This window comes from Variovorax ureilyticus (genome assembly GCF_037889935.1).
GTDB lineage: Bacteria > Pseudomonadota > Gammaproteobacteria > Burkholderiales > Burkholderiaceae_C > Variovorax > Variovorax ureilyticus.
The window spans coordinates 26,124-50,825 of the sequence record NZ_JBBKZU010000009.1; the positions used below are offsets into that span (position 1 = coordinate 26,124).

Annotated in this window: 26 protein-coding genes and 1 pseudogene; 15 read left to right on the forward strand and 12 right to left on the reverse strand. The window is 66.4% G+C overall.

All coding sequences use genetic code 11. The features are described from left to right. Positions 1-2: 2 nt before the first annotated feature. A complete protein-coding gene (locus WKW77_RS20355; RefSeq protein ID WP_340358696.1) occupies positions 3-125 on the reverse strand; it encodes a hypothetical protein in 123 nt (40 codons plus the stop codon). Here WKW77_RS20355 and WKW77_RS20360 point away from each other — a divergent pair. The 4 genes from WKW77_RS20360 (at position 112) to WKW77_RS20375 (ending at position 3,895) form a co-directional block, all read left to right on the forward strand. Next, positions 112-981 carry a pirin family protein gene (locus WKW77_RS20360; protein WP_340358697.1) on the forward strand — a complete coding sequence of 290 codons (870 nt, stop codon included), beginning with the start codon at positions 112-114 and terminating at the stop codon, positions 979-981. The two genes, WKW77_RS20355 and WKW77_RS20360, sit on opposite strands and share 14 nt — an antisense overlap. A gap of 155 nt (positions 982-1,136) precedes the next feature. Next, positions 1,137-1,433 carry a putative quinol monooxygenase gene (locus WKW77_RS20365; protein ID WP_340358698.1) on the forward strand — a complete coding sequence of 99 codons (297 nt, stop codon included), beginning with the start codon at positions 1,137-1,139 and terminating at the stop codon, positions 1,431-1,433. 142 nt (positions 1,434-1,575) lie between these two features. Then, positions 1,576-2,214: a hydrolase gene (locus WKW77_RS20370; RefSeq protein WP_340358699.1), complete on the forward strand. Its 639-nt coding sequence runs from the start codon at positions 1,576-1,578 to the stop codon at positions 2,212-2,214. Positions 2,215-2,272: 58 nt separating this feature from the next. Beyond that, the gene (locus tag WKW77_RS20375) at positions 2,273-3,895 is read left to right on the forward strand and encodes a phospholipase D-like domain-containing protein (RefSeq protein ID WP_340358700.1); all 1,623 of its coding nucleotides are present in this window, start codon (positions 2,273-2,275) and stop codon (positions 3,893-3,895) included. Positions 3,896-4,010: 115 nt separating this feature from the next. Here WKW77_RS20375 and WKW77_RS20380 read toward each other — a convergent pair whose 3' ends face one another. From WKW77_RS20380 to WKW77_RS20390, 3 genes and pseudogenes are all read right to left on the reverse strand, one after another. Further along, positions 4,011-4,991 (reverse strand): Bug family tripartite tricarboxylate transporter substrate binding protein, encoded by a 981-nt coding sequence (locus tag WKW77_RS20380; protein ID WP_340358701.1) that lies wholly within the window; start codon positions 4,989-4,991, stop codon positions 4,011-4,013. Positions 4,992-5,163: 172 nt separating this feature from the next. Continuing rightward, complete coding sequence (locus WKW77_RS20385; RefSeq protein ID WP_340358702.1) at positions 5,164-6,087, reverse strand: LysR substrate-binding domain-containing protein; 924 nt, start codon at positions 6,085-6,087, stop codon at positions 5,164-5,166. 157 nt (positions 6,088-6,244) lie between these two features. Then, positions 6,245-6,463, reverse strand: a pseudogene (locus WKW77_RS20390) (DUF6691 family protein); the annotation flags it as partial. Between WKW77_RS20390 and WKW77_RS20395 the strand changes: the two are divergent. Together WKW77_RS20395 and WKW77_RS20400 are read left to right on the forward strand one after the other, a co-directional pair. Continuing rightward, positions 6,462-7,679, forward strand: coding sequence for a zinc-binding metallopeptidase family protein (locus tag WKW77_RS20395; protein ID WP_340358703.1), 1,218 nt, complete (start codon positions 6,462-6,464; stop codon positions 7,677-7,679). The pseudogene WKW77_RS20390 and the gene WKW77_RS20395 overlap by 2 nt on opposite strands. Before the next feature lie 203 nt (positions 7,680-7,882). Next, complete coding sequence (locus WKW77_RS20400; RefSeq protein ID WP_340358704.1) at positions 7,883-8,239, forward strand: RNA recognition motif domain-containing protein; 357 nt, start codon at positions 7,883-7,885, stop codon at positions 8,237-8,239. 165 nt (positions 8,240-8,404) lie between these two features. On the opposite strand, the gene WKW77_RS20405 is transcribed toward WKW77_RS20400, so the two are convergent. The 3 genes from WKW77_RS20405 to WKW77_RS20415 are packed head-to-tail and all read right to left on the reverse strand — an operon-like array spanning position 8,405 to position 9,628. Next, on the reverse strand, positions 8,405-8,863 hold the full coding sequence (locus tag WKW77_RS20405; RefSeq protein ID WP_340358705.1) for a DUF6691 family protein: 459 nt from the start codon (positions 8,861-8,863) through the stop codon (positions 8,405-8,407). A gap of 10 nt (positions 8,864-8,873) precedes the next feature. Continuing rightward, positions 8,874-9,308: a YeeE/YedE family protein gene (locus tag WKW77_RS20410; protein ID WP_340358706.1), complete on the reverse strand. Its 435-nt coding sequence runs from the start codon at positions 9,306-9,308 to the stop codon at positions 8,874-8,876. Further along, the gene (locus tag WKW77_RS20415; RefSeq protein ID WP_340358707.1) at positions 9,308-9,628 is read right to left on the reverse strand and encodes an ArsR/SmtB family transcription factor; all 321 of its coding nucleotides are present in this window, start codon (positions 9,626-9,628) and stop codon (positions 9,308-9,310) included. The genes WKW77_RS20410 and WKW77_RS20415 overlap by 1 nt, the downstream gene beginning before the upstream one ends. A 91-nt stretch (positions 9,629-9,719) precedes the next feature. On the opposite strand from WKW77_RS20415, the gene WKW77_RS20420 reads away from it, so the two are divergent. Beyond that, the gene (locus tag WKW77_RS20420) at positions 9,720-10,622 is read left to right on the forward strand and encodes an MBL fold metallo-hydrolase (protein WP_340358708.1); all 903 of its coding nucleotides are present in this window, start codon (positions 9,720-9,722) and stop codon (positions 10,620-10,622) included. Between the two features lie 25 nt (positions 10,623-10,647). On the opposite strand, the gene WKW77_RS20425 is transcribed toward WKW77_RS20420, so the two are convergent. Genes WKW77_RS20425 through WKW77_RS20440 form a run of 4 tightly spaced genes read right to left on the reverse strand, consistent with a single transcriptional unit; the run spans position 10,648 to position 14,823 of the window. Next, positions 10,648-11,418: an SDR family oxidoreductase gene (locus WKW77_RS20425; RefSeq protein ID WP_340358709.1), complete on the reverse strand. Its 771-nt coding sequence runs from the start codon at positions 11,416-11,418 to the stop codon at positions 10,648-10,650. A gap of 57 nt (positions 11,419-11,475) precedes the next feature. Then, the gene (locus tag WKW77_RS20430) at positions 11,476-12,384 is read right to left on the reverse strand and encodes a pseudouridine synthase (protein ID WP_340358710.1); all 909 of its coding nucleotides are present in this window, start codon (positions 12,382-12,384) and stop codon (positions 11,476-11,478) included. A 55-nt stretch (positions 12,385-12,439) separates the two neighbouring features. Then, a complete protein-coding gene (locus WKW77_RS20435) occupies positions 12,440-13,765 on the reverse strand; it encodes a leucine-rich repeat-containing protein kinase family protein (RefSeq protein WP_340358711.1) in 1,326 nt (441 codons plus the stop codon). Next, positions 13,762-14,823: an MBL fold metallo-hydrolase gene (locus tag WKW77_RS20440; protein WP_340358712.1), complete on the reverse strand. Its 1,062-nt coding sequence runs from the start codon at positions 14,821-14,823 to the stop codon at positions 13,762-13,764. Before WKW77_RS20440 ends, WKW77_RS20435 begins: the two co-directional genes overlap by 4 nt. 96 nt (positions 14,824-14,919) lie before the next feature. On the opposite strand from WKW77_RS20440, the gene WKW77_RS20445 reads away from it, so the two are divergent. From WKW77_RS20445 to iaaH, 7 genes are all read left to right on the forward strand, one after another. Continuing rightward, positions 14,920-15,315, forward strand: coding sequence for a MerR family transcriptional regulator (locus WKW77_RS20445; RefSeq protein ID WP_340358713.1), 396 nt, complete (start codon positions 14,920-14,922; stop codon positions 15,313-15,315). Between the two features lie 44 nt (positions 15,316-15,359). Continuing rightward, the gene (gene can, locus WKW77_RS20450; protein ID WP_340358714.1) at positions 15,360-16,064 is read left to right on the forward strand and encodes a carbonate dehydratase; all 705 of its coding nucleotides are present in this window, start codon (positions 15,360-15,362) and stop codon (positions 16,062-16,064) included. Positions 16,065-16,090: 26 nt separating this feature from the next. After that, positions 16,091-17,905, forward strand: a complete 1,815-nt coding sequence (gene aceK, locus WKW77_RS20455; protein ID WP_340358715.1) for a bifunctional isocitrate dehydrogenase kinase/phosphatase — start codon at positions 16,091-16,093, stop codon at positions 17,903-17,905. Positions 17,906-17,929: 24 nt separating this feature from the next. After that, on the forward strand, positions 17,930-19,114 hold the full coding sequence (locus WKW77_RS20460; protein WP_340358716.1) for an acetyl-CoA C-acyltransferase: 1,185 nt from the start codon (positions 17,930-17,932) through the stop codon (positions 19,112-19,114). A 135-nt stretch (positions 19,115-19,249) separates the two neighbouring features. Continuing rightward, positions 19,250-20,518, forward strand: a complete 1,269-nt coding sequence (locus WKW77_RS20465) for a glutamate carboxypeptidase (RefSeq protein ID WP_340358717.1) — start codon at positions 19,250-19,252, stop codon at positions 20,516-20,518. A gap of 14 nt (positions 20,519-20,532) precedes the next feature. Beyond that, positions 20,533-21,663 carry an acyl-CoA dehydrogenase family protein gene (locus WKW77_RS20470; protein WP_340358718.1) on the forward strand — a complete coding sequence of 377 codons (1,131 nt, stop codon included), beginning with the start codon at positions 20,533-20,535 and terminating at the stop codon, positions 21,661-21,663. Positions 21,664-21,748: 85 nt separating this feature from the next. Continuing rightward, positions 21,749-23,269 carry an indoleacetamide hydrolase gene (iaaH, locus tag WKW77_RS20475; RefSeq protein WP_340358719.1) on the forward strand — a complete coding sequence of 507 codons (1,521 nt, stop codon included), beginning with the start codon at positions 21,749-21,751 and terminating at the stop codon, positions 23,267-23,269. A 14-nt stretch (positions 23,270-23,283) separates the two neighbouring features. On the opposite strand, the gene WKW77_RS20480 is transcribed toward iaaH, so the two are convergent. Then, positions 23,284-24,042 carry a helix-turn-helix transcriptional regulator gene (locus tag WKW77_RS20480; protein ID WP_340358720.1) on the reverse strand — a complete coding sequence of 253 codons (759 nt, stop codon included), beginning with the start codon at positions 24,040-24,042 and terminating at the stop codon, positions 23,284-23,286. Positions 24,043-24,174: 132 nt separating this feature from the next. Between WKW77_RS20480 and WKW77_RS20485 the strand changes: the two genes are divergently transcribed. Beyond that, positions 24,175-24,612: a YchJ family protein gene (locus WKW77_RS20485; RefSeq protein WP_340358721.1), complete on the forward strand. Its 438-nt coding sequence runs from the start codon at positions 24,175-24,177 to the stop codon at positions 24,610-24,612. Positions 24,613-24,702 lie beyond the last annotated feature (90 nt).

Sequence of the window (24,702 nt, forward strand, 5' to 3'; positions counted from 1 at the left end):
GTTCACCAGGAAGAACGCTGGGTGTCGATTTTGCCGACTTTCGCCTGCGTCGTTGCGCCCATATTCTTCGTTTCATGGCGGCGCAGGGCGGCCAATTCTTCAGGAGTGAGCATGAGCAAGGTCATCGGTATTCACAGCGCACCACGCCCGCACTGGGTGGGGGATGGCTTTCCCGTGCGCTCGCTCTTCGGCTACGACGGACTCGGCCGGCATCTCAGTCCTTTCCTCATGCTGGATCACGCAGCGCCCACGTCTTTCGCGCCCGCCTCCCGTCCGCGCGGCGTGGGCCAGCATCCGCACCGCGGCTTCGAGACCGTGACCATCGTCTACCAGGGCGAACTGGAACATCGGGACTCCACCGGCGCCGGTGGCCTGATCGGCCCTGGAGATGTCCAGTGGATGACCGCGGCTGGCGGCATCCTTCATGAGGAGTTTCACTCGCGAGCCTTCACCGAGCGCGGTGGAACCATCGAAATGGTGCAGTTGTGGGTGAACCTGCCCGCCAAGGACAAGATGGCCGATCCGGGCTACCAGACGCTGCTGGACCGCGACATTCCTTCGGTGGAACTGCCGGACGGCGCGGGACGCGTGCGGGTCATCGCGGGCGAGTTCGACGGCCGACGCGGGCCGGCACATACCTTCACGCCGATCGACGTGTGGGACGTGCGAATTGCCCAGGGTGCCGCTACACGCCTGCAAGCAACCGCCGGCCGGACGCTGGCCGTGGTGGTGCTGCGAGGCACGGTGCTGATCGATGGCAAGGAGGTCGCGCGCGAGGGCCAACTCGTGCACTTCGACCGCAGCGGCGGCGCGGTGACCATCGAGGCCAACAGCGATGCCACCCTGCTGTGGCTGGCCGGCGAGCCGATCGACGAGCCCGTGGTCGGCTATGGCCCCTTCGTGATGAACAGCGATCAGGAGATCCGCCAGGCGATCGCGGATTTCAACAGTGGGCGCTTCGGGCGCATGGCGACGGCTTGAGTCAGGCCGAGTTTGCGGAAGCCTGGCGTGCGAAGCACCGAGGAACCTACTCTTCATGGACAGATGGGCGCGGCGGGAGCACGATCCACTGTCCCCGCTCTTTGAGCCCGGCAACAGGCAAGCGCGCTGTTCCGCAGCACTGGAGGAAGCAGGCCATGAGTGACTTCTTCATCGTGGTATCGCTATACGCGAAAGCGGGGCTTGAAGATCAACTCCGAGAACAGCTGGTAGCGGTGGTGGAGCCTTCTCGTTCGGACGAAGGAAATCTACGGTACGAGCTGTTTGCGGATCGGGACGACCCGAGGCGATTTGTCTTCGTCGAACACTGGGCCAGTCCGCAAGCGCAGCAATGCCATCACACGGCAACCGCGCACATACGGCGGTTCAACGAGACCGGCGCAAGCGCGGTCGAGAAGATCGAATTTCTTTACAAGCTCGACAGCCTCGTGTGAGCGGCATCGTTTTGCGCTCCCGAGTCACGGGCGGGGAAGCCCATTGATGCTTCGTTCTTGACCGGAATCGTCCCTGCAGAGTCTGCCTTCGGGCAACAGCGCGTGCTGCGTTTCAGCACATCCTCATCCTTGCGAGAACATCATGGCCAGTGAATCCATTCGCGATCCCATCGGGGACATCCTCCTGACGCCGAAGAATGCAGCGTTCGTCATCATCGACTACCAGCCCGTACAGGTGAACTCGATCGCCTCCATGGACAGGCAATTGCTGATCAACAACATCGTGGGTGCATCCAAGGCGGCCAGGGCTTATGGGCTACCCATCATTCACTCGACCGTCAACGTCAAGACGGGGCTGAACAAGCCGCCGATTCCCCAGATTCGCAAGGCGCTCGAAGGCATCCCCACGTATGACCGGACATCCATCAATTCGTGGGAGGACGTGGAATTCCGCGCGGCGGTGAAGGAGGCAGGTCGGAAGAAGTTGATCATGACCGCCCTGTGGACCGAAGCCTGCCTGACCTTCCCGGCCCTCGATGCGCTCAACGAGGGGTACGAGGTCTACGTTGTCGCGGATGCCGTGGGCGGCACCTCCGTCGCAGCGCATGAAGCCGCCTTGCGCCGCATCGAGCAGGCGGGCGGCAAGATGATCAGCGTGCCGCAGATGTTCTGCGAACTGCAGCGGGACTGGGCGCGCAAGGAGACGGTGCCCGCTTTCATCAACCTGTTCATCGAGACCGGCGGCACGGCCGGGATCCAGTTCTCTTACGACCGCGAGTGAACAATGGCCAGAGGCGAGGCTGACCGACGAGGCTGGCCTTCTGCCCATCGGAGTTCTCATGGCTGTCCGTGCTGAGGCAGGCTGCCGTGGGGCGAATGCGCTCTGCCTGATGTTCCTTCTGGTTCTTGCATTGGGCGGATGCGCGCGTCTGCCGGTGAACGTCGAGCGTCCTGCATCGGCAGCGCTCGACAACCCGGCCGCGACGAAGCTGGGGCAACTGGCGATGGCCTCCACCCCCGATCCGGAACTCAGTGGTTTTCGCCTGCTGCCTCTGCCGGCTTTTTCGCTGGACGCGCGGCTCGAACTGGCTCGGCGGGCCGAGAGATCGCTGGATGTCCAGTACTACCTGATCCAGAACGACGTCACCGGCCGCATTCTCCTTCGCGCATTGCGTGACGCCGCGTCGCGCGGGGTTCGGGTACGAATCCTGGTCGACGATCTCTATACCGCCCAGTCCGAAGCGCTGCTGCGTGCGCTTGCCGCCTATCCGCAGATCGAGGTCCGTCTTTTCAATCCGTTCCCGGCCGGCCGGGGCAGCCTGTCCACCCGAGTCGCCGCCTCGCTGTTCGACTTCGACCGGATCAATCGCAGAATGCACAACAAGCTGTTCATCGCGGACAACGCAATGGCGGTGGCCGGTGGACGAAACATGGCGGATGGCTATTTCCAGCGCGACAGCCTGGCCAACTTCATCGACATGGATGTCCTTGCGGCCGGGCCTGTCGTCGTGCGGCTCTCCTCCTTCTTCGACGTCTTCTGGAACAGTCCGCAGGTCTATCCGATCGAGTCGCTGGTGCCGTCCGATGCACCGGATGCGGTGCTTCGCGCGCGCTTCGATGCCATGACGTCGCCCATCACCACACCTGCACCCGTCGCGCCTGATTCCGAGGATCGGCTTGGGTACAACGCGCTGAGTCGCGACTTCGCCATGCGCGCCGATCTCATCTCGCTCACCTGGTCGCATGCCGAGGCCTTCTCCGACCTTCCGAGCAAGGTGCTCTCGACGGCGGCGGCCGGAGAGCCATTGACGGATGCCGCGCACGACACGGTGCTGTTCAACGTGCGACAACTCGTTCGTGCGGCGGAGCACGAGGTTTTCGAGACGATGCCCTACCTCATTCCGGGTCCCGAAGGCATGCGGTCCATTCGCCTTCTTCGGGCGCGTGGCGTCAGGTTCAACATCGTGACGAATTCACTCGCAGCGTCCGATGAACCCCTGGTCCATTCCGGCTATCGGCGCTACCGGATGGAACTGCTTCACCTCGGCGTGGAACTCTACGAGCTGAGTCCTCGCAGGACCGCGAATGCGGCCGGCTTCGGAACCTTGGGATCAGTGGGAGGCCGCCTGCATGGAAAGCTCGCCGTGGTCGACGGCAAGTCCGTTTTCGTCGGCTCGATGAATTTCGACCCACGCTCCGACGCTCGCAATACCGAGCTTGGCCTGATCATTTCGAGCAGCGCCATCGCACAGCAGATGCGGGCGCTGATCACAGGTCTCGAGCGCGAAGGCGCATACCGTGTGCAGCTCAATCCAGACGACCGACGACTTGAGTGGCTCGAACCGGAGACGAACGCGGATGAACGCGGCCCGGTCATCCATCGCACGGAGCCGGAGGCGGATTTCTGGACGCGCTGGAAGCTGGAGCTCCTCGCTCCCTTGATACCCGAGAGCCTGCTCTAGGACACCCATCGACACCCGCCCGCCGACGACGGCGGAAGAGGGGCAGGCGAGTGAAGTCCACGAATCCGGGCGGAATGACGAAGCATGTGCTCAGCGCGAAGGAGGCCTGCGCCTTTCAATCCACAGTGGCCCCCGACTCCTTGACGATCTTCGCCCACTTCGGCAGATCGCTCTTGATCAGTGCCGCAAACTGATCCGGCGAGCTCTTGTACGGCTCGCACCCCACGCCGTCCAGCCGGCTCTTCACGTCCGCGTCATCCAACGCCTTGCTGATCTCGGTCTGCAGGCGCGCGACGATCTCCTTGGGCGTTCCGTGCGGCGCGAGCACCCCGTACCACGGCGTGGAGCCGAAGCCCTTGATCGTCTCGCCGATGGTCGGCGCATCGGGCAGCGCGGCGACGCGCTTCTCGTTCACCACGCCGAGCACCTTCACCGCGCCGGACTTGATGAACTGGAGGGACGAAGGCAGGCTCTGCACCGACACCTGCACCTGTCCGGCGATCAGGTCGTTCATGGACGCCGCCGAGCCCTTGTACGGCACGTGCATCAACTGGATGCCGGCCTCCTTCTGCAGCATTTCGCCGATCAGGTGGTTCAGCGTGCCGTTGCCCGCGGACGAGATGGCGATCTTGCCGGGCTGGGCTTTGGCGGCCTTGATGAGGTCGGCGACGTTGTTGGGCGCGAAGTTCTTGTTGGCGACGAGCACGTAGCCGGCGGTCGCGACGGGGGTGATGGGCTCGAAGTCCTTCACCGGGTCGAAGCCGGTGCTCTTGTAAAGCGCGGGGTTGATCACCTGCGCGCTGTTCACGGTCAGCAGCAGGGTGTAGCCGTCGGGCTTCGCGCGGGCCGCCTGGGCGGTGCCCACGTTGCCGCCGGCGCCGGGTCGGTTGTCGACGACGAAGGACTGGCCCATCTGCTCGCCGAGCTTCTGCGCGACGATGCGCGCGATGGTGTCGTTGGCGCCGCCGGCGGCCTGCGGAACGATGAGGGTCACCGGGCGGCTGGGGTACTTGTCTTCCGCGACGGCGTTGCCGGCTGCGCTGGCGGCGAGGGTCGCGGCGATCAGGAAGGTGGCGGTGCGGCGGGTGAATCGCATGGTGGTTGTCTCCGATGGTGGTGGGTCGACGCGCCGTGTGTTCGTCGTGGGGATGCCCCGGCGCCGGGCCGCTCTCTTGCTGGCGGATGGCGCGATTCTGGAATCGCCCAGCCTGCGGCGGAAGGGCAAAGCGGCGTTTCCAGCTTTCGCGGTTGGCGAAAGCTCGGCCGGGTTAACCCTGGGCCGGCGGCTTCGATCGGGACGGCGACTCGCAGAGGTGATCGATGAGCATCCGCACGTGGCGCGGCACCGCAGCGGCGTCGCGCAGGCCGATCAGCAGGTGCCGGCTCGCCCATTCGTCTTCGAGTTCGATCTGCCGCAGGTCCATCGACTTCACATGCGGTAGGATCGATTCGCGCGGCAGCACGGCCACGCCCATGCCGGCCGCGACCATCTGGCACATGGCGTCGAAGCTGCGCACCTGGATGCGGATCTTCAGCCGCCGCCCGAGCGCTTCGGTTTCCGCCTGCAGGCGCTTGGCGAGCGAAGTGCCCTTGGAGAGGCAGACGAAGTCATGCTCGATGGCTTCCTCGAAGCGCACCGAGCGGCGCCGCGCCAGCGCATGGCCGCGCGGCACGACGAGACCCAGGCGGTCGGAGCGGTAGTTCATCACCTGCAGGCCGGGCGCGGGCGTGCGGTCCGCGAAGATGCCGATGTCGGCGCGGCCGTCCATGACCGCGAGCACGACTTCGTTGCTGTCTTCTTCTTCGAGTTCGATGCGGATGCCCGGATTGGTCTGCGCGAAGCTCGCGATGTCCTTCGGCAGGAACTGCGTGACCGCCGAGGTGTTGCACCACAGACGCACCACGCCGACGAGGCCCGATGCGTAGTCCGACAGGTCGGCCGCGAGCTGGTCGACATCGCCGAGGATGCGCTGCGCATGCCGGTGCAGCGCCTGCCCCGCCACGGTCAGCGTCACGCCGCGCGAGTGCCGCTCCAGGAGCGGCGTGCCAACGGCGGCTTCGAGGTCGGTGATGCGCTTGCTGGCCGCGCCCACCGCCAGCAGCGCGAGTTCCGCGCCCTTGCTGATGCTGCCGCTGCGCGCGACGAGGCTGAACAGTTGCAGCGAAACCAGATCGAGGCGGTGGAGGTTCACGGTGGGAGAACGCGGCCGGGTGGGCCGGATTCTCTACCGCCGGGCTTCAGGTGCGCAACGCGCGGGCGGGTGCGGTGGCCTAGCGCGCTTCGAGCCGCTGGAACAGCAGGCTGCCGCCGACCTGCCGGCGGTCGATGTGGTGTGCGGTGGGCAACTACATCTCGGCGCCGATGAGCGATACGGTGCGCCGCCCGGCAATGAGGAAGGCCACGAAGCCCACCCCGATCGCGCTGCCCATCACGAAGGCGAGCGACGGATCCCACGTGCCGGCGAGGTCCAGGAAGCCCAGCACCTTGGCCGGATCAGCCATGCCGGAGACGATGAGGCCGAGCCCGAACACGAGGCCGGCGAGAAGCGAGGTCAGAAGGATGGCCATGGAAGTTGCCTCACGAACCGAGAAGGTGGCGCACGACGAAGACGGTGGCGAAGCCCGCGCCCATGAATGGCGAGTCGGCATGCTGCGCCGAGAATGGCGCGATGCCATCACCCGAGACCGAAGGGGCGCCATGAAGCAGATGACCTGCTCGAAATGCGGCAATCGCGTTTTCTTCGAGAACCTGCGCTGCGAGGTCTGCGCCTCGACGCTCGGCTACGCGCCGGACGAGCAGCGCATGCTCGCCTTCGAGGAGTCGAGCGGGGATTCATGGCGCCGGCTGGGTCCGGAAGGCCCCGCATACAGGCCGTGCGCCAACCGCAAGGCGAATGTGTGCAACTGGATGGTGCCTTCGTCCACCCAGCATCGGTTTTGCCTGTCGTGCCGGACGACGCACACGATTCCCGCGCTGGCCACGCCGCAGAACCACGGCTACTGGGCCGCGCTCGAGCAGGCCAAGCGCCGTCTTTTTTACACGCTGATCGAACTCGTGCTGCCGACGCCGAACAAGCTCGAGGACCCCGCCAACGGCCTGTCGTTCGAATTTCTCGAGCAGGTGAGCCTGCAGGAGCATGTGCTCACCGGACACGACCAAGGCGTCATCACGCTCAACATCGCCGAGGCGGACGATGCGCGCCGCGAGTACATCCGCCAGTCGATGCACGAGCCCAGCCGTACGCTGCTGGGGCACTTCCGCCACGAGATCGGCCACTACTACTGGGATCGGCTGGTGCGCGGCACGCAATGGATCGAGGAGTTCCGCTCGCTCTTCGGCGATGAGCGTGCGGACTACGACTCGGCGTTGAAGGCGCACTATGTGTGGCCGCTTGTCGACTGGCCGCAGCGATTCATCAGTGCCTACGCGAGTTCACATCCATGGGAGGACTGGGCCGAGACCTGGGCCCACTACCTGCACATGGTGGACGGCCTGGAAACCGCCGCCTCCTGGGGCACGCATCTGGAGCTGGCGTCGCCGTCCGGTCCGGCCCTGAAGGTGCGCCCGCTGGACCTGAACGCCGAATCCATCCGCGAGCCCATCGTGGAGCAATGGCTGCCGGTCTCGCAGTTCATCAACGCGATGGACCGCAGCCTAGGCGCGCACGACAGCTATCCGTTCATCGTGGTCCCGCCGGTGATCGAAAAGCTCGACTTCATCCATCGCGTGGTGCGAGCCGGAAGCGCGGGCCGTGTGCCCATGAACTTCCTGCCGCGCTCCTGATTCCGCAACGGACGACCTGCTGGAGCCGCCGTTCGCGCAATCCGGTTTCCCAAACCCGCCCGTTGGACGACAATGGGAAGGCGTTCCTGGCCGATCCACTGTCAGGGGCGTGATCCGGTGATCGTCTTCGCGCCACAGCGCATTGCTGTTGTGACTCTTAACCCCACCGCTTCATGTTTGGTGGTTTGAATTAGGAGTCCTCAATGGGCAAGAAACTTTACGTGGGCAACCTCGCCTACTCCGTGCGCGACAACGACCTTGAACAGGCTTTCGGCCAGTATGGGGCGGTCGCCAGTGCCAAGGTCATGATGGAGCGTGATACCGACCGCTCCAAAGGCTTCGGCTTTGTCGAAATGGGCACCGACGCGGAAGCGCTGGCGGCGATCGAAGGTCTGAATGGCCGTTCGCTGGGGGGGCGCAACCTGACCGTCAATGAAGCCCGCCCGATGGAGCCGCGCTCTGGCGGCGGCTATGGTGGTGGCCGCAGTGGCGGGTATGGTGGCGGCGGTGGCGGATATGGCGGCGGCAATCGCAATGGCGGTGGCCGCGGCGGATACTGAGCGCTTACGGCGTCATCAAAAAGCTCCTCCGGGAGCTTTTTTTGTTGATGGCTTCGAGGTCCTGGAGCCTTGCGATGCCCGACGATGGCGGGTGGGGAACATGGGGTTTTCCCGTGCGAGAAATCGAGATGCCTCGATCTCGCATCCTGCGCGTGGTCGCTCGATTCACCCAGGAGTCTTTTCGGCAGTACCTGCGGTAGTGCCATGAATCCGAACCGCTTCGAGCAGCTCGAACAGCCCCATGCCGGCCAGCATGGCCGCCACGAACACCAGCGCCTTGAACTCGCCCATGCCGAGCGCGACGAGGCCCGGCCCCGGGCAGAAGCCGGCGATCCCCCAGCCGATGCCGAACAGCAGGCTGCCGCCGACCAGCCGGCGATCGATGCGGCGTGCGGCGGGCAGCCTCATCTCGGCGCCGATGAAGGACAGGGTCCGCCGCCCGGCAATGAAGAAGGCCACGAGGCCCACCGCGATCGCGCCGCCCATCACGAAGGCGAGCGATGGATCCCACGAACCGGCGAGGTCCAGAAACCCCAGCACCTTGGCCGGATCGGCCATGCCGGAGACGATGAGGCCGAGCCCGAACACGAGGCCGGCGAGAAGCGAAGTCAGAAGAAGTGCCATGGAAGTTGCCTCACGAACCGAGAAGGTGGCGCACGACGAAGACGGTGACGAAGCCCGCGCCCATGAATGACAAGGTGGCGACCAGCGAACGCGGCGAGAGGCGCGACAGCCCGCAGACGCCGTGCCCGCTGGTGCAGCCCGCGCCGTAGCGCGTGCCGAGGCCGACCAGCAGTCCGGCAAGCACGAGCGCGCCGTAGCTCGCGTCGATGTGCGGTCGCGGCAGGGCGGCAAACAGCAGGTAGACGATCGGCGCGCCGACCAGGCCCAGGACGAAGGCCGCGCGCCAGGCGATGTCGCCCTTGGCCGGCCTGAGCAATCCGCCCAGAACACCGCTGATGCCGGCGATGCGGCCGTTGAGCAGCGCGAACATCGCCGCGGCCAGTCCGATGAGAACGCCGCCCAGGAGGGAGGCGATGGGTGTGAAGTGGTTCCAGTCGATCGACATCATTTCTCCGTGGGGCAGTAGATGCGGTAGAGCACCGCGAGGATTTCGAGCAGCGCCGGATCGGCCACGCTGTAGTAGATGTTCTTGCCTTCGCGCCGCGTATCGACCACGCCTTCGTTGCGCAGCACGCCGAGTTGCTGCGACAGCGTCGGCTGCCGGATGCCGAGCGCTTCTTCGAGATCGCTCACGCACATCTCGCCCTGCGACAACTGGCACAGCAGCAGCAGGCGGTCTTCGTTGGCCAGTACCTTGAGGGCGCCGACCGCGTTGCCTGCAGCGGCGCGCAGTCGTTCGGGGTCGATGGTGGGGGCTCGCTTCATGGTCTTGGAATTTCTCGCTTATGGACTTAATATTATGTTGAAACATATAATGTAAGTCAATCAAGTGAGAATCGCCGCCAAGGAGCACTTCATGTCGACCCGCACCACCACCCAAGGCTTTTTCGATCCCCGCACATGGACGATCTCCTACGTCGTCTGGGACCACGCCACGCGCCGCGCGGCCGTCATCGATCCGGTGCTCGACTTCGATTTCAAGTCAGGGCACACCAGCACGGCCTCGGCCGATGCCGTGCTGGCCTACATTCGCGGCGAGGGTTTGCAGATCGAATGGATTCTTGAAACCCATGCGCACGCGGACCACCTCTCGGGCGCGCGCTACATCCAGTCGCAGGCGGGCGGGCGCATCGGCATCGGCGAGAACATTTGCACGGTGCAGGCAACGTTCAAGAAGCTCTTCAACCTCGAACGCAGCTTCCTGCCGGACGGCAGCCAGTTCGATCATCTCTTCAAGGACGGTGAGGTGTTCAGGATCGGCGACACCGAGGCCACAGCGTTGCTCGTGCCCGGCCACACGCCTGCGGACATGGCCTATCTCGTCGATGGGGCGGTCTTCGTCGGCGATACGCTTTTCATGCCGGACGTCGGCACCGCGCGCGCGGATTTCCCGGGCGGCGATGCGCGCCAGCTCCATGCGTCGATCCAACGTCTGCTGGCGCTGCCGGATCAGACGACGATGTACGTCTGCCACGACTACCCGCCCGCCACGCGGGCGCCCCAGTGGCAGACCACGGTGGCCGAGCAGCGCGCGCACAACATCCATGTGCACGACGGCATCAGCGAGGCCGAATTCGTCGCCATGCGCACCGCGCGCGATGTGACGCTCGATGTGCCGACGCTGATCCTTCCCTCGATCCAGGTGAACGTGCGTGCCGGGCAGTTACCGCCTGCGGACGAGAACGGCGTGGCCTATTTGCGCATTCCGTTGAACGCGCTGCCGGTTCACTCGCCGGCAGAGGTCCGCCCGGCGGCCTGAGGCAGCGCCGCCGCGGCGGGCGCGTTCAGCGCGCGTGCGTCACGCCGCCGTCGACGATGAGCGTCGAGCCCATCACGTAGTCGCCCGCGCGCGAAGCGAGGTAGATCGCCGCGCCGGCCATGTCTTCCGGCTCGCCGATGCGGCCGGCTGGGATGTGGCCCTTGATCTCGTCGGCGTGGTCGCGCGCTTCCTTGTTCATGTTCGACGCGAAGGCGCCCGGGGCGATCGCGCTGACCACGATGCGGTCCTGCGCCAGGCGCAGCGCCATGCGTCGGGTGAGCTGGATCAGGCCGGCCTTGCTCGCGGCGTACGAGTAGGTTTCCTGCGGGTTGACCGAGATGCCGTCGATCGATGCGATGTTGATGACCTTCGCGAGATGGTCGGTCGCGGCCTTCTTGAGCATGGGCGTGAGCGCCTTGGTCAGGAAGAAGGGCGTCTTGAGGTTGAGGTCGACGACCTTGTCCCAGCCGCTTTCCGGAAACTCCTCATACGGCGCGCCCCAGGCGGCGCCGGCGTTGTTGACGAGGATGTCGAGCTTGTCCTCATGCCCGGCGTAGGCATCGACCAGCGCCTGCGCGCCTTCGAGCGTGGAGACATCCGCCGGCAGCGAAACGCAGTGGCCGAAGGCGGAAAGCTCCTTCGCGGTCTGGTCGCAGGCCTCGGCCTTGCGCGCCGAGATGTAGACGCGCGCGCCCTGCGCCAGGAAGCCTTCGGCAATCATGCGGCCGATGCCGCGCGAGCCGCCGGTGATGAGGGCGGTGCGGCCCTCGAGCGAGAAGAGTTGGGTCGTGTCCATGCGGTTGTCTCCTGATGAAGCTGCCGCAAGCTTAGTGCGGGGCGCCGGAGAACCGCGTCACCTAGGCGGCAGGACGAGCGAGCGCTGGCTGGCGAAGAAGCGTTCCGCGCCGCTGAGCGGATCGCGAAAGCGCACCTCGCGCGCCAGCAGTTGCAGCGGGCGCGCGTAGTCGTCGGTGCCTTCGGGGCGCAGCACCGGGTAGATCGCGTCGTTCAGGATCGGCATGCCGAGCGCATGGCAGTGCACCCGCAACTGGTGCCGGCGGCCGGTGACCGGCGAGAGCGACAGGTGCGCCCAGTCCGCGCGGGTAGCGAGCACCTCGATGTGCGTCTCGGAATTGGGCTCGCCGGGGACTTCGCGCATGCGCATGAAATGGGCGTCGTCTTCGAGGCGGCTGCGGCGCATGGCCGGTGGCGCGAAATCTGCGGCGCGATGCACGATCGCCTCGTAGCGCTTCTCGATCGTGCGTTCGGCGAAGAGCTGCACGTACGCGCCCCGGCTCGCGCGCTGCACCGAGAAGAGAACAACCCCGGCCGTCTCGCGGTCGATGCGGTGCAGCGGCACGAGTTCGTCGATGCCCAGTTTGCGTTTGAGGCGCACCAGCAGCGTCTGCTGGACGTACTTGCCCACGGGCGAGATCGAGAGGAAATGCGGCTTGTCCACCGCGAGCAGGTGCTCGTCGCGGAAGAGAACGTGTTCCTCGAAAGGTACGTGGGGCTCGGAATCGAGATGGCGGTAGTAGTAGATGCGCAGGTGCTCTTCGAAGCGCCGCGTTTCGGTGATCGGCACGCCGTGCACGTCGACCACCTCGCCGGCGCCCATGCGGGCCTGCCATTGCGGGCGCGTGACCGCCGTGAAGCGATGCACGAAGTAGTCGAGCACCGTGGGCCAGTCGCCCGCGGGCAACACCACGCAGCTCGGGCCGACGCCGTCGCGCACGGGGAGCGGCAGTGCGCGCTGGGTCATTGACTTACCTCGCGCGGCAGCGCTTCGGTATTTGCGTTCGGAGCGGCCGGGCGGCTCATGCCGAAAGCAGCGAAGCGATTTCCGCGAACGCGGGGCGCGCGGCGATGTCGGCGCTCATGCATCTCGACTGCAATTGCGCGAGAAGGGCGTGGCGTGCCCGTTCGCCGTCCGCGACGGGATCGCAATGCGCCAGCAGTTCTTCGAGCAAACACCCGAAAGCCCGCGCCTCGATGCGTTCCAGAGTCCGGCTGGTGGCCTCGTCGTCGCGCGGCAGGAAGCACGCGGCGCCGAAGTCGCCGAGCATCACGTCGCCTTCGCCGTTCCAGAGCATGTTGTGCGCGTACAGGTCGGCGTGGACAGTGCCGTGCGCGTGCAGTTGCGCGACCGCCGACGCGATGCCGCCCGCCATGCGCCAGGCGGTCGCGAAGGACCAGCGCGCATCCTCGGCATACACATCGCGCGTGCACGACTCGAAACTCGGCGGCCCCGCCAGATTGCAAAACGATGGGTCGACCAGCTTCAGCACGAGCCCGGGCGTGCCCGCCGGATGGTCGTGGATGCGGCCCAGCACTTCGATCAGGTTCGGATGCCGGTCGGCCGCGATGCACGCGGCCATTTCGCTGTGCGGCCAGCCGTCGCTGGTGACTTCGCCCTTGAAGAGCTTGACCGCGACCGCTTGCGTGCTGCCGTCGGCACGCTGCCAATCCGCTTGATGGATCACGCCGGAAGCGCCTTCGCCCAGCTTGTGCCGCAGCGAGAGTTGCCGCCACGGTACGGATTCCGTCGGCACCGCATTCATCGCGGCCACTTCCGGCCCTTCATCGAACGGATTGCCCGAGAAGGCCAGCCAGGAGAGGCGCGGCAGCGAAAGCAGCCACGCGGGCAGTGCATCGAATTCGTTGGCGGAGATGCGGACCAGCTCCAACGCCTGGCAGGCGGCCATTTCGGGTGGCAGCGCGCGCAGCCGGTTTCCCGCGAGCATCAGTTTTTGCAGTCGCGGCCGATTGCCGAGCTCCGCTGGCAGCGATTCGATCCGGTTGTTGGTCAGGATCAGCCAGCGCAGCCGAGGCGGCAGCGACTCGGCAGGCACGGTGCGGATGCGATTGGCCTTGAAGGCGACCATTTCGAGCCTGGGGCATTGCCCCAGCGCCGCCGGCATTTCGGTGAACGGGTTGTCGGAGCAGAACAGCACGCGCAGTTGCGCGAGCCGGTGCAGGTCGTCGGGCAGCGCGTCCATCGCATTGCCGGAGAGATCCAGCACTTCCAACGAATCCGCGAGATCGAAGACTTCGCGTGGAAATTCGGTGAGTCCGCAGCCGCGGAGATCCAGCCGCCGCACCCCGGCCAACTGGCCGGCGCGGAGCTGGTCGATCACGCTCATTGGAAGGCGCCGAAGCGATAAATGCCGTCTTCGCCGCGCCGGCGCTGCACCTGGCCCGAATCCCAGAGGAGGTGCAGGTGGGCCACGGTTTCGCCCATCGCGAAAGTCATCTGGTGCAGGTCGAGGGCGCGCTTGAAGAGGATCGGCAGCCCTTCCGCCGCACTCAGCGGCTTGGCGACGCAGGCTTCGAGCAGTTCGGCGAGCCGGTCGCGATGGTGCTCCTTCAGCTGCTCTACCCGCCGGTGCACGCCGGTGAAGGGCTTGCCGTGCGACGGAAGGCCCAGCACGTCTTCCGGCAGTTCCTTGAATCGCTCGATGCTGTCGAGGAAGAGCTTGAGCGAATTGGCCTCAGGCTCGCCCGCATGCACGCTGACGTTGGTCGAGATGCGCGGCAGCATCATGTCGCCGCCGAGCAGTGCATTGAGTTCTTCGCAGTAGAGCGCGATGTGTTCCGGCGCGTGGCCGTAGCCGCTGATGCAGCGCCATGCGCGGCCGCCGACGTGCACGATTTCGCCGTCCAGCATGCGCACGAAGGACGCGGGCACGGCGGGCACCATGTTCGCGTAGTAGCTCGTTCGCGCGCGGATCTTGGCGACGGATTCCGCATCGACCAGGCCGTGCGACGCGAAGAAATCCGCTGCCGCATCGCCGCCGGCGAGCGTGTCGCCCGCGGTGGTGAGCACGCGCGCCACGTGGTAGTCGGTCGAACTGATCCACAGCGGCGCATTCCAGCGCTTGCACAGCCAGTCGGCGAGCCCGATGTGGTCGGGGTGCATGTGGGTGACGATGACGCGCAGGATCGGCAGGCCGTCGAGCTGTGTGTTGAAGATCTGCTCCCACTGCGCGCGCGCGGCGTCGTGCGAAATGCAGGTGTCGACCACCGACCATCCGTCCACGCCGTCGATGTTGTCGCGCAGCAGCCAGAGGTTGATGTGGTCGAGCGCAAAGGGCAGTGCCATGCGGATCCAGCGCACGCCGGGGGCCACTTCGATCGCCTCGCCGGGGCCCGGCAGGGTGTCACCGTGGGGGTATTTGAGTTCGCGTTCGAGTAGGTTCATGTACGATTGACGTTAACGTAAACGTCATGGCAAGGAGCCGTCATTGTAGGCAGTGCGTCCCGAACCTGCTGTCGCGCTCGTTTCGATCCGGATTACATGCCGTCACAAACCTTCACCATCGGCGAGCTCGCGAAGGAGTTCGACCTCACCACGCGGGCGATCCGCTTCTATGAGGACATGGGCCTGCTCGCGCCCGAGCGGGCGGGGCTGCAGCGCATCTACAGCTCGCGCGACCGGGCCCGGCTGACGCTGACGCTGCGCGCCAAGCGGCTGGGGCTGACGTTGACCGAGGCGAAGGAGATCCTCGACATGTACGACAGTCCGCGCGACACCGCGGCGCAGCTGCAGCGATTCCTGGGCGTGCTCGGCAACCATCGGCAGCAGCTCGAAGCGCAGTTGACGGATCTGCAGGCCAACATCGACGAGATCCGTGCGCAGGAGAAGAAGGCACGCGCCGCACTGGCGCGGACCGAGAAACCGAAGGTGCGCTGAGCGCGCCACCGCATCAACACACCCCCATCATCACGAAGACACCCATGGACAACAACGCCACAGACAACCTCGAAGACCTGTTCGCCCACAACCGCTCCTGGTCCGCGCGCATGGAGCGCGACCGTCCCGGCTTCTTCACCAGCCTGGTGAAGCAGCAGACGCCCAAGTACATGTGGATCGGCTGCTCCGACAGCCGCGTGCCCGCGAACCAGATCACCGGGCTGGAGCCGGGCGAGGTCTTCGTGCATCGCAACGTCGCGAACATCGTGGTCCATTCCGATCTGAATGCGCTCTCGGCGATCCAGTTCGCGGTGGAGCGGCTCAAGGTGCGGCACATCATGGTGGTCGGCCACTACGGCTGCTCGGGCGTCCAGGCCGCGCTCGAAGGCGCGCGCATCGGCATCGCGGACAACTGGCTGCGCCACATCCAGGACGTGCGCGACCGCCATCACGTGATGCTCGACACGCTGCCCGAAGCCGCTCGCGCCAACGCGCTGTGCGAGCTGAACGTGGCGGAGCAGGTGGTCAACGTGGCCGTCAGCACCGTGATGCAGGACGCATGGGGCCGCGGCCAGTCGGTCACGATCCACGGCTGGGCCTTCGGCGTGCACGACGGCCTCATCCAGGACCTCGAGATCACCGTCGACGGCACCAAGGCGATGGAGAACCTCTATCGCGCGGCGGTGCAGCGCATCCGCTACAAGTGGAGCAAGCCGGCGGAGACGCCGACCTCCGAGTACATCAAGTAAGCGCACCGGCGCCCGCCGCACGGCCCATGTTCCCGCAGCGCCTCGATTCGCCGCTGGCCTATGACATCGCCAAGGCGATGCGGGACGGGTTCGACCGGCACTACCGCTTGTTCCGGGCCGAATCGGCGCGCGCCAAGCACCGCTTCGAGACGGCCGACTGGCACGGGCAGCAGCGCGCGCAGCGCGAGCGCATCGAGTTCTATGACCTGCGGGTGGGCGAGGCGGTGGCGCGCCTCGAAAAAGAGTTCAAGGCCGGCGAGCAGCCGATGGAGGTGTGGCACCAGGTCAAGCTGCACTTCATCGGCCTGCTGGTCGACCATCACCAGCCGGAGCTGGCCGAGACCTTCTTCAACTCGGTCACGACCAAGATCCTGCATCGCGCGTATTTCCAGAACGACTTCATCTTCGTGCGGCCGGCGATCAGCACCGAGTACATCGAGCAGCAAGGCGCGCCGACCTACCGCGCCTACTACCCGACGCCGGAAACGCTGCCCGGCGTGATCCAGTCGCTGCTGCTGGACTACCGCCTGCAGGGGCGCGGCTACGCCAACCTCGAGCGCGATGCCGGCCGCGTCGCGACCGCGATCCTCAGCCGCTTCCATCAGGTGAAGCTGCGCGCCAACTTCCAGTTGCAGGTGCTCTCGGGGCTCTTCTATCGCAACAAGGGCGCGTACGTGGTGGGCAAGATCATCAACGGCTTCACCGAGCTGCCGCTTGCGCTGCCGATCCTGCACGACGCGGACAACAGGTTCTACATCGATGCGGTGCTCTTCGGCGAGGAGGACCTGCAGATGCTCTTCAGCTTCGCGCGGGCCTACTTCATGGTCGAGATGGAAGTGCCGTCGGCCTATGTGCAGTTCCTGCGTTCGCTGATGCCGCGCAAGCCGCGCGCCGAGATCTACAACGCCCTCGGGCTCGCCAAGCAGGGCAAGACGCTCTTCTACCGCGACTTCCTCGCCCACCTGAACTATTCGAGCGACAAGTTCCGCAGCGCGCCGGGCATCAAGGGCATGGTGATGCTGGTGTTCGACCTGCCGTCGTTCCCGTACGTCTTCAAGCTGATCCGCGACTACTACCCGCCGCAGAAGGACACCACGCGCGAGCAGATCAAGAGCAAGTACATGCTGGTGAAGCAGCACGACCGCGTGGGCCGCATGGCAGACACGCTGGAGTACAGCAACGTCGGCTTTCCGCTGGACCGCTTCGAGCCCGAGCTGATCGAGGAGATCAAGCGCTTCGCCCCGAGCCAGCTCGAGATCGGCGACCGCGACGGCAACGGGGAGATGGAAGTGGTGCTCAAGCACTGCTACATCGAGCGGCGCATGATCCCGCTCAACATCTACCTGCAGGAGGCGTTCGACCTGCTCGACCAGCCCGAGCATGCCCACCGTGCGAGCAAGCAGCTGGAGCATGCGGTGGTCGAGTACGGCAATGCGATCAAGGACATGGTGGCCGCGAACATCTTTCCGGGCGACATGCTGTGGAAGAACTTCGGCGTCACGCGCGGCGGCAAGGTCGTGTTCTACGACTACGACGAGATCGAATACCTGACCGACTGCAACTTCCGCAAGGTGCCCGCGCCGCGTACCGAGGAAGAGGAGATGAGCGGCGAGGTCTGGTATGCGGTGGGGCCCAAGGATGTGTTTCCGGAGACCTTCGGCCCTTTTCTCCTCGGCAACGCCGCGGTGCGCGAAGCCTTCATGGCCCACCACGCGGACCTGCTCGACGCGGCCTTCTGGCAGAGCCACAAGGAGCGCATCCAGGCGGGCCAGATGCTCGATGTCTTTCCCTATGACGAGGCCCAGCGTTTCAAGCACGTGGGCCATGAACCCTATTTTTGACAACCATCTGAAGGAGCAACTTCCATGAGCGAATCGATCGTGATCGTCGGCGCGGCCCGTACCCCGATGGGCGGCTTCCAGGGCGATTTTTCTTCTCTTGCGGCGCACGACCTGGGCGGCGTGGCGATCAAGGCCGCCGTCGAGCGCGCCGGCATCAGCGCCGACAGCGTGGGCGAAGTGCTCTTCGGCAACTGCCTGATGGCCGGCCAGGGCCAGGCGCCGGCGCGGCAGGCCGCGTACAAGGGCGGCCTGCCCGACAGCGCGGGCGCGGTCACGCTCAGCAAGATGTGCGGCTCGGCCATGAAGGCGGCCATGATGGCGCACGACATGCTGCTCGCGGGCACGCACGAAGTGATGGTGGCCGGCGGCATGGAAAGCATGACCAACGCGCCCTACCTGATGCTCAAGGGCCGCGGCGGCTACCGCATGGGCCATGACCGCATCTTCGACCACATGATGCTCGACGGCCTCGAGGACGCCTACCAGCCGGGCCGCTCCATGGGCACCTTCGGCGAGGACTGCGCGGCCAAGTACAAGTTCACGCGCGAGCAGCAGGATGCCTTCGCGATCGCCAGCGTGGAGCGCGCGAAGGCCGCAACCACGTCGGGCGCGTTCAAGGCCGAGATCGCTGCGGTGACCGTCAAGGGCCGCGGCGGCGAGACCGTGATCGACATCGACGAAGGCCCGGGCAAGGTCAAGCTCGACAAGATCCCGACGCTCAAGCCGGCGTTCAAGAAGGACGGTGGCACGATCACCGCCGCGTCGAGCTCGTCGATCAACGACGGCGCCGCTGCGCTGGTGATGATGACCGAGAGCACCGCGAAGAAGTACGGCGCGAGGCCGATCGCGCGCCTCGTCGGGCACACCACGCACGCGCAGCAGCCCGAGTGGTTCTCCACTGCACCGGTCGGTGCGGTCGCCAAGCTGTTCAAGAAGACCGGCTGGGGCGTGAAGGACGTCGACCTCTGGGAAGTCAACGAGGCCTTCGCGGTGGTGCCGATGGCGCTGATGCACGAGCTGTCGGTGGCGCACGACATCGTCAACGTGAACGGCGGCGCCTGCGCGCTGGGCCACCCGATCGGCGCGAGCGGCGCGCGCATCATGGTCACGCTGATCCATGCGCTGCAGCAGCGCGGCAAGAAGCGCGGCGTCGCGACGCTGTGCATCGGCGGCGGCGAAGGCACGGCCGTCGCGATCGAACTGGTCTGATTTTTTCGCGGCCCCGTGACGGCCGCTGCCCGCACTGTCGTGTGATGGTGCGGGCTCTTTTTTGTCCATCCATGCAGCGGTCGGCTCTATGTCGCTGCCTAGAATCAAAAGCTTTCATTCAGGAGACACTTCTTCATGCATCCGGCCTTTCCCCGCAGCGCCATCGCGACGCTGCTTGCTTCCGTATTCCTCGCCTCCGCCGCCCACGCGCAGACCCGCGACCAGGCCCTGTTCGACGCCGCCACCGCTGAAAAGCCGGCGGTCATCAAGACGCTCGAGAACCTGGTCAACATCGAAACCGGCACCGGCGACGCGGAAGGCCTCGAAGCGGCCGGCAAGTACCTCGAAGACCAGCTCAAGTCGCTCGGCTTCGCCGTCACGCGCAGCAAGTCGGCCGGCATCGTGGTCGGCGACAACATCGTCGGCAAGATCAAGGGCAAGGGCGGCAAGAACCTGCTGCTGATCTCGCACATGGACACGGTCTACCTCAAGGGCATCCTCGCCAAGGCGCCGTTCCGCATCGAGGGCGACAAGGCGTACGGCCCTGGCATCGCCGACGACAAGGGCGGCAACGCGGTGATCATCCACACGCTCAAGCTGCTCAAGGCACGCGGCTTCGAGGACTTCGGCAGCATCACGGTGCTGTTCAACACCGACGAGGAGAAGGGCTCCTTCGGCTCGCGCGACCTGATCCAGGAAGAAGCCGCGAAGTCCGACTACGTGCTGTCCTTCGAGCCCACCGGCGTGGGCAAGGAAGACCTTTCGCTCGGCACCTCGGGCATCGCCTACGTGCAGGCCAACATCACCGGCAAGGCATCGCATGCGGGCGCGGCGCCGGAACTCGGCGTCAATGCGCTGGTCGAGGCGTCGGACCTCGTGCTGCGCACGCAGGACATCGACGACAAGGCCAAGGGCCTTCGCTTCAACTGGACCATCGCCAAGGCCGGCGCGGTGTCGAACATCATCCCCGCGAGCGCCACGCTCAACGCCGACGTGCGCTACGCGAAGAACGAAGACTTCGAGGCCGCCATGAAGACGCTCGAAACCCGCGCACAGAAGAAGAAGCTGCCGGACGCCGACGTCAAGGTGGTCGTCACGCGCGGCCGTCCGGCCTTCAATGCGGGCGAAGGCGGCCGCAAGCTGGTCGACAAGGCAGTGGCCTACTACAAGGAAGCCGGCGGCGAGCTCGCGGTGACCGAGCGCACCGGCGGCGGCACCGATGCGGCCTACGCGGCGCTCTCGGGCAAGCCGGTCATCGAAAGCCTGGGCCTGCCGGGCTTCGGCTACCACAGCGACAAGGCCGAGTACGTGGACACCAGCGCGATTCCGCGTCGCCTGTACATGGCCGGCAAGCTGATCATGGACCTCGGCCGAGACAACGACGCACGACAGGCCATGCACTGAACAAGGAGTCCGCCATGCTGCTCAACACCGACCAGGAAGCCATTCGCGACGCCGTGCGCGCCTTCGCGCAGGCCGAACTGTGGCCCCACGCGCCCCAATGGGACCGCGACCACAGCTTTCCGAAAGCGGCCCACGAGGGCCTGGCGGCGCTGGGCGCCTACGGCATCTGCGTGCCGGAGGAAGACGGTGGCGCGGGGCTCGATTACCTGACGCTCGCGCTGGTGCTCGAGGAAATCGCCGCGGGCGACGGCGGCACCAGCACCTCGATCAGCGTGACCAACTGCCCGGTCAACGCGATCCTGATGCGCTATGGCAATGCGGCGCAGAAGAGGAAATGGCTGCAGCCGCTCGCGCAGGGCAAGATGCTCGGCGCCTTCTGCCTCACCGAGCCGCAGGCGGGCAGCGATGCCTCGTCGCTGCGCACCACGGCGCGCAAGGACGGCGACGGCTATGTGATCGACGGCGTGAAGCAGTTCATCACCAGCGGCAAGAACGGGCAGGTCGCGATCGTGATCGCGGTCACCGACAAGGGCGCGGGCAAGCGCGGCATGAGCGCCTTCATCGTGCCGACCGATGCGCCGGGCTACAACGTCGCGCGCCTCGAAGACAAGCTGGGACAGCATTCGAGCGACACCGCGCAGATCAACTTCGACGGCTGCCGCATCCCGGCCGAGAACCTGATCGGGCAGGAAGGCGAGGGCTACAAGATCGCGCTGGGTGCGCTCGAAGGCGGGCGCATCGGCATCGCCGCGCAGAGCGTGGGCATGGCGCGCAGCGCGTTCGAGTTCGCGGTCAACTACGCGAAGGAGCGCCAGGCCTTCGGCGGCTCGATCTTCGAGCAGCAGGCGGTGGGCTTCCGGCTCGCGGAATGCGCGACGCAGATCGAGGCGGCCCGCCAGCTGATCTGGCACGCCGCCAGCCTGCGCGACGCCGGCCTGCCGTGCCTCAAGGAAGCGGCGATGGCCAAGCTCTTCGCCAGCGAGATGGCCGAGCGCGTCTGCAGCGCGGCCATCCAGACGCTGGGCGGCTACGGCTACGTCAACGACTTCCCGCTGGAGCGCATCTACCGCGACGTGCGGGTGTGCCAGATCTACGAAGGCACGTCGGACATCCAGAAGCTGCTGATCCAGCGGGCGCTGGCCTGAAGCGCAGACCCCCTGTCATCGATTTCGATGACAGACAAGCGAGGCACGGCGTAGCAGCATGGGGCTCCTTGTCGGAGGTCCTGTCATGCCTTGTTCGTTCACATCTTCCGCCCTGCGTGCAGCGGCGGTGCTTTCCATCACCGCGGCCGGATTGCCGGCGTCGGCGCAATCCGCCACGCCGGATCTGGCGAAGCTGACAGCCAGCGAGGCCGCGCGGCAGATTTGTGCGGGTTCGCTCAGCAGCGAGCAGCTGGTGTCGGCCTACATCGCCAAGGCCAAGGCGAAGCCGCAGCTGAATGCCTTTGTCACGCTCGACGAAGCGGGCGCGCTGGCGGCGGCGCGTGCGGCGGACGCGGCGCGCAAGCGGGGCGGCGCCTGCCTGCCCCTGGCCGGTGTTCCGGTGGTCGTGAAGGACAACATCCAGGTGAAGGGCCTGCCCGCCACGGCCGGCACGCCCTCGCTCAAGAATTTCGTGCCCACGGCCGATGCCCCGGTGGTCGCCAAGCTGCGCTCGGCCGGCGCGATCGTGCTGGGCAAGACGCACATGCACGAACTGGCGTTCGGCGTCACTGGCTACAACCCGGCGTTCCAGACGGGCCCGGAGGTGGGCGTGCGCAATGCCTACGACAGCAGCCGCATCGCGGGCGGGTCGTCCTCGGGCACCGGCGCGGCGCTCGGCGCCCGCATGGCGCCGGCCGGTCTGGGCACCGACACCGGGGGCTCGGTCCGCATCCCGTGCGCGTTCAACGGCTGCGCTTCGCTGCGCCCGACGGTGGGGCGCTATTCGCAGGACGGCATCACGCCGATCTCGCACACGCGCGACACGGCAGGGCCGATGGCTGTCTCGGTGGCCGATGTCGCCTTGCTCGATCGCGTCATCGCCGGCGGGACGGCGGTCAAGCCGGCCAGCCTGAAGCACGTGCGGCTCGGTGTGGTGAAGGAGTTCCACGCGAACCTCGATGCCGATACGCGCGGTGCCGTCGACGCGGCGCTCGCCAAGCTGCGCGGAGCCGGCGTCACGCTGGTGGATGTGGATATGCCGAACCTGGCGGAGCTCAACGGCGCCGTCGGATTTCCGGTCGCGCTCTACGAGGCGCATGACGACATCGCGACCTATCTGGCCAGGTACCACACCGGCGTCGATCTGGCGCAGTTGGCGGCCGGGATCGCCAGTCCGGATGTCAAGGGCACTTTCGACGGCCTGATCATCCCGCGCAAGCTGCCGGCACCCAACGGCGTGGTGGATGCGAAGCCCGCCTACGACAACGCGATGGGCGTGGCCCGGCCGGCGCTGCAGAAGCTCTATCGCGACACCTTCACGAAGAACAGGCTGGATGCGCTGGTGTTCCCGACGGTGCCTCGCGTGGCGCTCGCGGCCACGCCGGATGCGAGCAGCGTGGAAAACTTCGTCGCCCTGATCCAGAACACGGACCCCGGCAGCAACGCCGGCATCCCGGGGCTGCAACTGCCTGTGGCATTGGGTGCCACGAGCGGTCTTCCCGTGGGCCTGGAACTGGATGGGCCGGCGGGCAGCGACCGCAAGCTGCTGGCGCTGGGCCTTGCGATCGAGCCCTTGCTGGGCCGGCTGCCGGCGCCGGCGAAGTAGGCGCGGACCGTTCCTCAGTCAGGGCGATCCGGCCCCGCGAGGCCGGCCAGCGCCGCGCGGCGTTCGATGCCGAGCTTGTCGAAGATGCGCCGCAGGTAGGTGCGCACGGTCGGCACGCCGATGCCCATGCGCCGCGCGATGTCCTTGTCGGTGAGTCCCCGGCACACGGCTGCCGCGACCTCGCGCTCGCGTTCGCTCAGCCGCGACCACGCGGGTGCGTTGTCGGCGGCCGCCGGCGCGGTCTTCCCCGGCGCTTCACGCCGTGCGCGTTGCAGCGCGCCGGCGAAGGCCGGTTCGATGAGGTCGAGCAGCGCCTTGTCGTGGTCGCTGAAATCGCCGCGGTCCCGGCGGCGCCAGATGCGCAGGTCGCCCAGCGCGCGGTCGCCGTGAAAGGCGTGGAGATTCATGCCCCAGTGCAGTCCGTCGCGCGAGAGGAAGTCGGTGAAGAACGCGGTTCGCATCAACTCCCGCTGCGGCATTACTTCGGTGACGCGGGTGGCATGGCGGCGCGCCTGCAGCACGAAGGTGATGGGGTCGTGGTACTGGTGCCAGCGGTTGTAGCCGTCGAGATTGGCCGGATCCATGTTGAGCGCGACCCGGCCGCCGAAGGTGCCGCTGGCGGCATCCCACACGAAGGAGGCGAACTGGTCTGCCCGCAACAGGTCGAGCAGCGCCCAGCCGGTGCGCTCGCGGACCTCGCGCTCGCTCTGGTCTTCCGCGAGCAGCGCGAAGATGCCGCGCAGCGCGTGTTGCTCCGAACCGCTCAGGTACATGGTCGCTCCATGGAAGTCGCCCGGAGCTTAGCCGCGCTGCGGGTGCCGCGCCATCGGCTCGATTCAGGGTTTGCGCGAGGCGGGCGGGGCGTGTCTGCACAATACGCGACGGCTTTCCGTCCCCGATCCCCCATGTCCAAGTCCTCTTCGGGCTCCGCCCTCGTTCAATGCCCCTGTGGGCGCCGCGATCGCAAGGGCTCTGCGCTGCCCTACGCCCAATGTTGCGGCCGCTATGTGGACGACTTCGAGCGCACGCCGGCGCCCGATGCGGAATCGCTCATGCGCTCGCGCTACACCGCCTTCGTGCGCGAGCGGGCGGACTATCTGCTCGCGACCTGGCACCGCACCACCCGCCCCGGGTCGCTCGATTTCGAGCCGGAAGTGAAGTGGCTCGGACTCGACGTCCGTTCGCGATCGGCATCGGATGCAGACCAGGCCGAAGTGGAGTTCGTCGCCCGCCAGCGCGGCAAGACCGGCGCCGCAGTGCGGCTGCACGAGCGCAGCCGCTTCGTCCGCGAACCTGACGGCGAGCTGAAACGCTGGTACTACGTCGACGGCGATCTGCGCTGATTGGCGTCGATCCGGACCATGCGGCGCTGGATTGTGTCCGCCATCGATACAGTCCGATTCCTTTTGGCCTATTTATCTTGCGACGTCGAA

Excerpts from the sequence above, each read along its gene's own strand:
- WKW77_RS20480 (WP_340358720.1), bottom strand. The coding sequence starts at position 24,042 with ATGTACCTGAGCGGTTCGGAGCAACACGCGCTGCGCGGCATCTTCGCG.
- WKW77_RS20400 (WP_340358704.1), top strand. The coding sequence starts at position 7,883 with ATGGGCAAGAAACTTTACGTGGGCAACCTCGCCTACTCCGTGCGCGAC.
- WKW77_RS20460 (WP_340358716.1), top strand. The coding sequence starts at position 17,930 with ATGAGCGAATCGATCGTGATCGTCGGCGCGGCCCGTACCCCGATGGGC.
- WKW77_RS20415 (WP_340358707.1), bottom strand. The coding sequence starts at position 9,628 with ATGAAGCGAGCCCCCACCATCGACCCCGAACGACTGCGCGCCGCTGCA.
- WKW77_RS20420 (WP_340358708.1), top strand. The coding sequence starts at position 9,720 with ATGTCGACCCGCACCACCACCCAAGGCTTTTTCGATCCCCGCACATGG.
- WKW77_RS20355 (WP_340358696.1), bottom strand. The coding sequence starts at position 125 with ATGACCTTGCTCATGCTCACTCCTGAAGAATTGGCCGCCCTGCGCCGC.
- iaaH (WP_340358719.1), top strand. The coding sequence starts at position 21,749 with ATGCCTTGTTCGTTCACATCTTCCGCCCTGCGTGCAGCGGCGGTGCTT.
- WKW77_RS20395 (WP_340358703.1), top strand. The coding sequence starts at position 6,462 with ATGGAAGTTGCCTCACGAACCGAGAAGGTGGCGCACGACGAAGACGGT.
- WKW77_RS20430 (WP_340358710.1), bottom strand. The coding sequence starts at position 12,384 with ATGACCCAGCGCGCACTGCCGCTCCCCGTGCGCGACGGCGTCGGCCCG.
- WKW77_RS20485 (WP_340358721.1), top strand. The coding sequence starts at position 24,175 with ATGTCCAAGTCCTCTTCGGGCTCCGCCCTCGTTCAATGCCCCTGTGGG.
- WKW77_RS20410 (WP_340358706.1), bottom strand. The coding sequence starts at position 9,308 with ATGTCGATCGACTGGAACCACTTCACACCCATCGCCTCCCTCCTGGGC.
- aceK (WP_340358715.1), top strand. The coding sequence starts at position 16,091 with ATGTTCCCGCAGCGCCTCGATTCGCCGCTGGCCTATGACATCGCCAAG.
- WKW77_RS20365 (WP_340358698.1), top strand. The coding sequence starts at position 1,137 with ATGAGTGACTTCTTCATCGTGGTATCGCTATACGCGAAAGCGGGGCTT.
- WKW77_RS20360 (WP_340358697.1), top strand. The coding sequence starts at position 112 with ATGAGCAAGGTCATCGGTATTCACAGCGCACCACGCCCGCACTGGGTG.
- WKW77_RS20375 (WP_340358700.1), top strand. The coding sequence starts at position 2,273 with ATGGCTGTCCGTGCTGAGGCAGGCTGCCGTGGGGCGAATGCGCTCTGC.
- WKW77_RS20470 (WP_340358718.1), top strand. The coding sequence starts at position 20,533 with ATGCTGCTCAACACCGACCAGGAAGCCATTCGCGACGCCGTGCGCGCC.
- WKW77_RS20425 (WP_340358709.1), bottom strand. The coding sequence starts at position 11,418 with ATGGACACGACCCAACTCTTCTCGCTCGAGGGCCGCACCGCCCTCATC.
- WKW77_RS20445 (WP_340358713.1), top strand. The coding sequence starts at position 14,920 with ATGCCGTCACAAACCTTCACCATCGGCGAGCTCGCGAAGGAGTTCGAC.
- WKW77_RS20370 (WP_340358699.1), top strand. The coding sequence starts at position 1,576 with ATGGCCAGTGAATCCATTCGCGATCCCATCGGGGACATCCTCCTGACG.
- can (WP_340358714.1), top strand. The coding sequence starts at position 15,360 with ATGGACAACAACGCCACAGACAACCTCGAAGACCTGTTCGCCCACAAC.
- WKW77_RS20440 (WP_340358712.1), bottom strand. The coding sequence starts at position 14,823 with ATGAACCTACTCGAACGCGAACTCAAATACCCCCACGGTGACACCCTG.
- WKW77_RS20380 (WP_340358701.1), bottom strand. The coding sequence starts at position 4,991 with ATGCGATTCACCCGCCGCACCGCCACCTTCCTGATCGCCGCGACCCTC.
- WKW77_RS20465 (WP_340358717.1), top strand. The coding sequence starts at position 19,250 with ATGCATCCGGCCTTTCCCCGCAGCGCCATCGCGACGCTGCTTGCTTCC.
- WKW77_RS20405 (WP_340358705.1), bottom strand. The coding sequence starts at position 8,863 with ATGGCACTTCTTCTGACTTCGCTTCTCGCCGGCCTCGTGTTCGGGCTC.
- WKW77_RS20435 (WP_340358711.1), bottom strand. The coding sequence starts at position 13,765 with ATGAGCGTGATCGACCAGCTCCGCGCCGGCCAGTTGGCCGGGGTGCGG.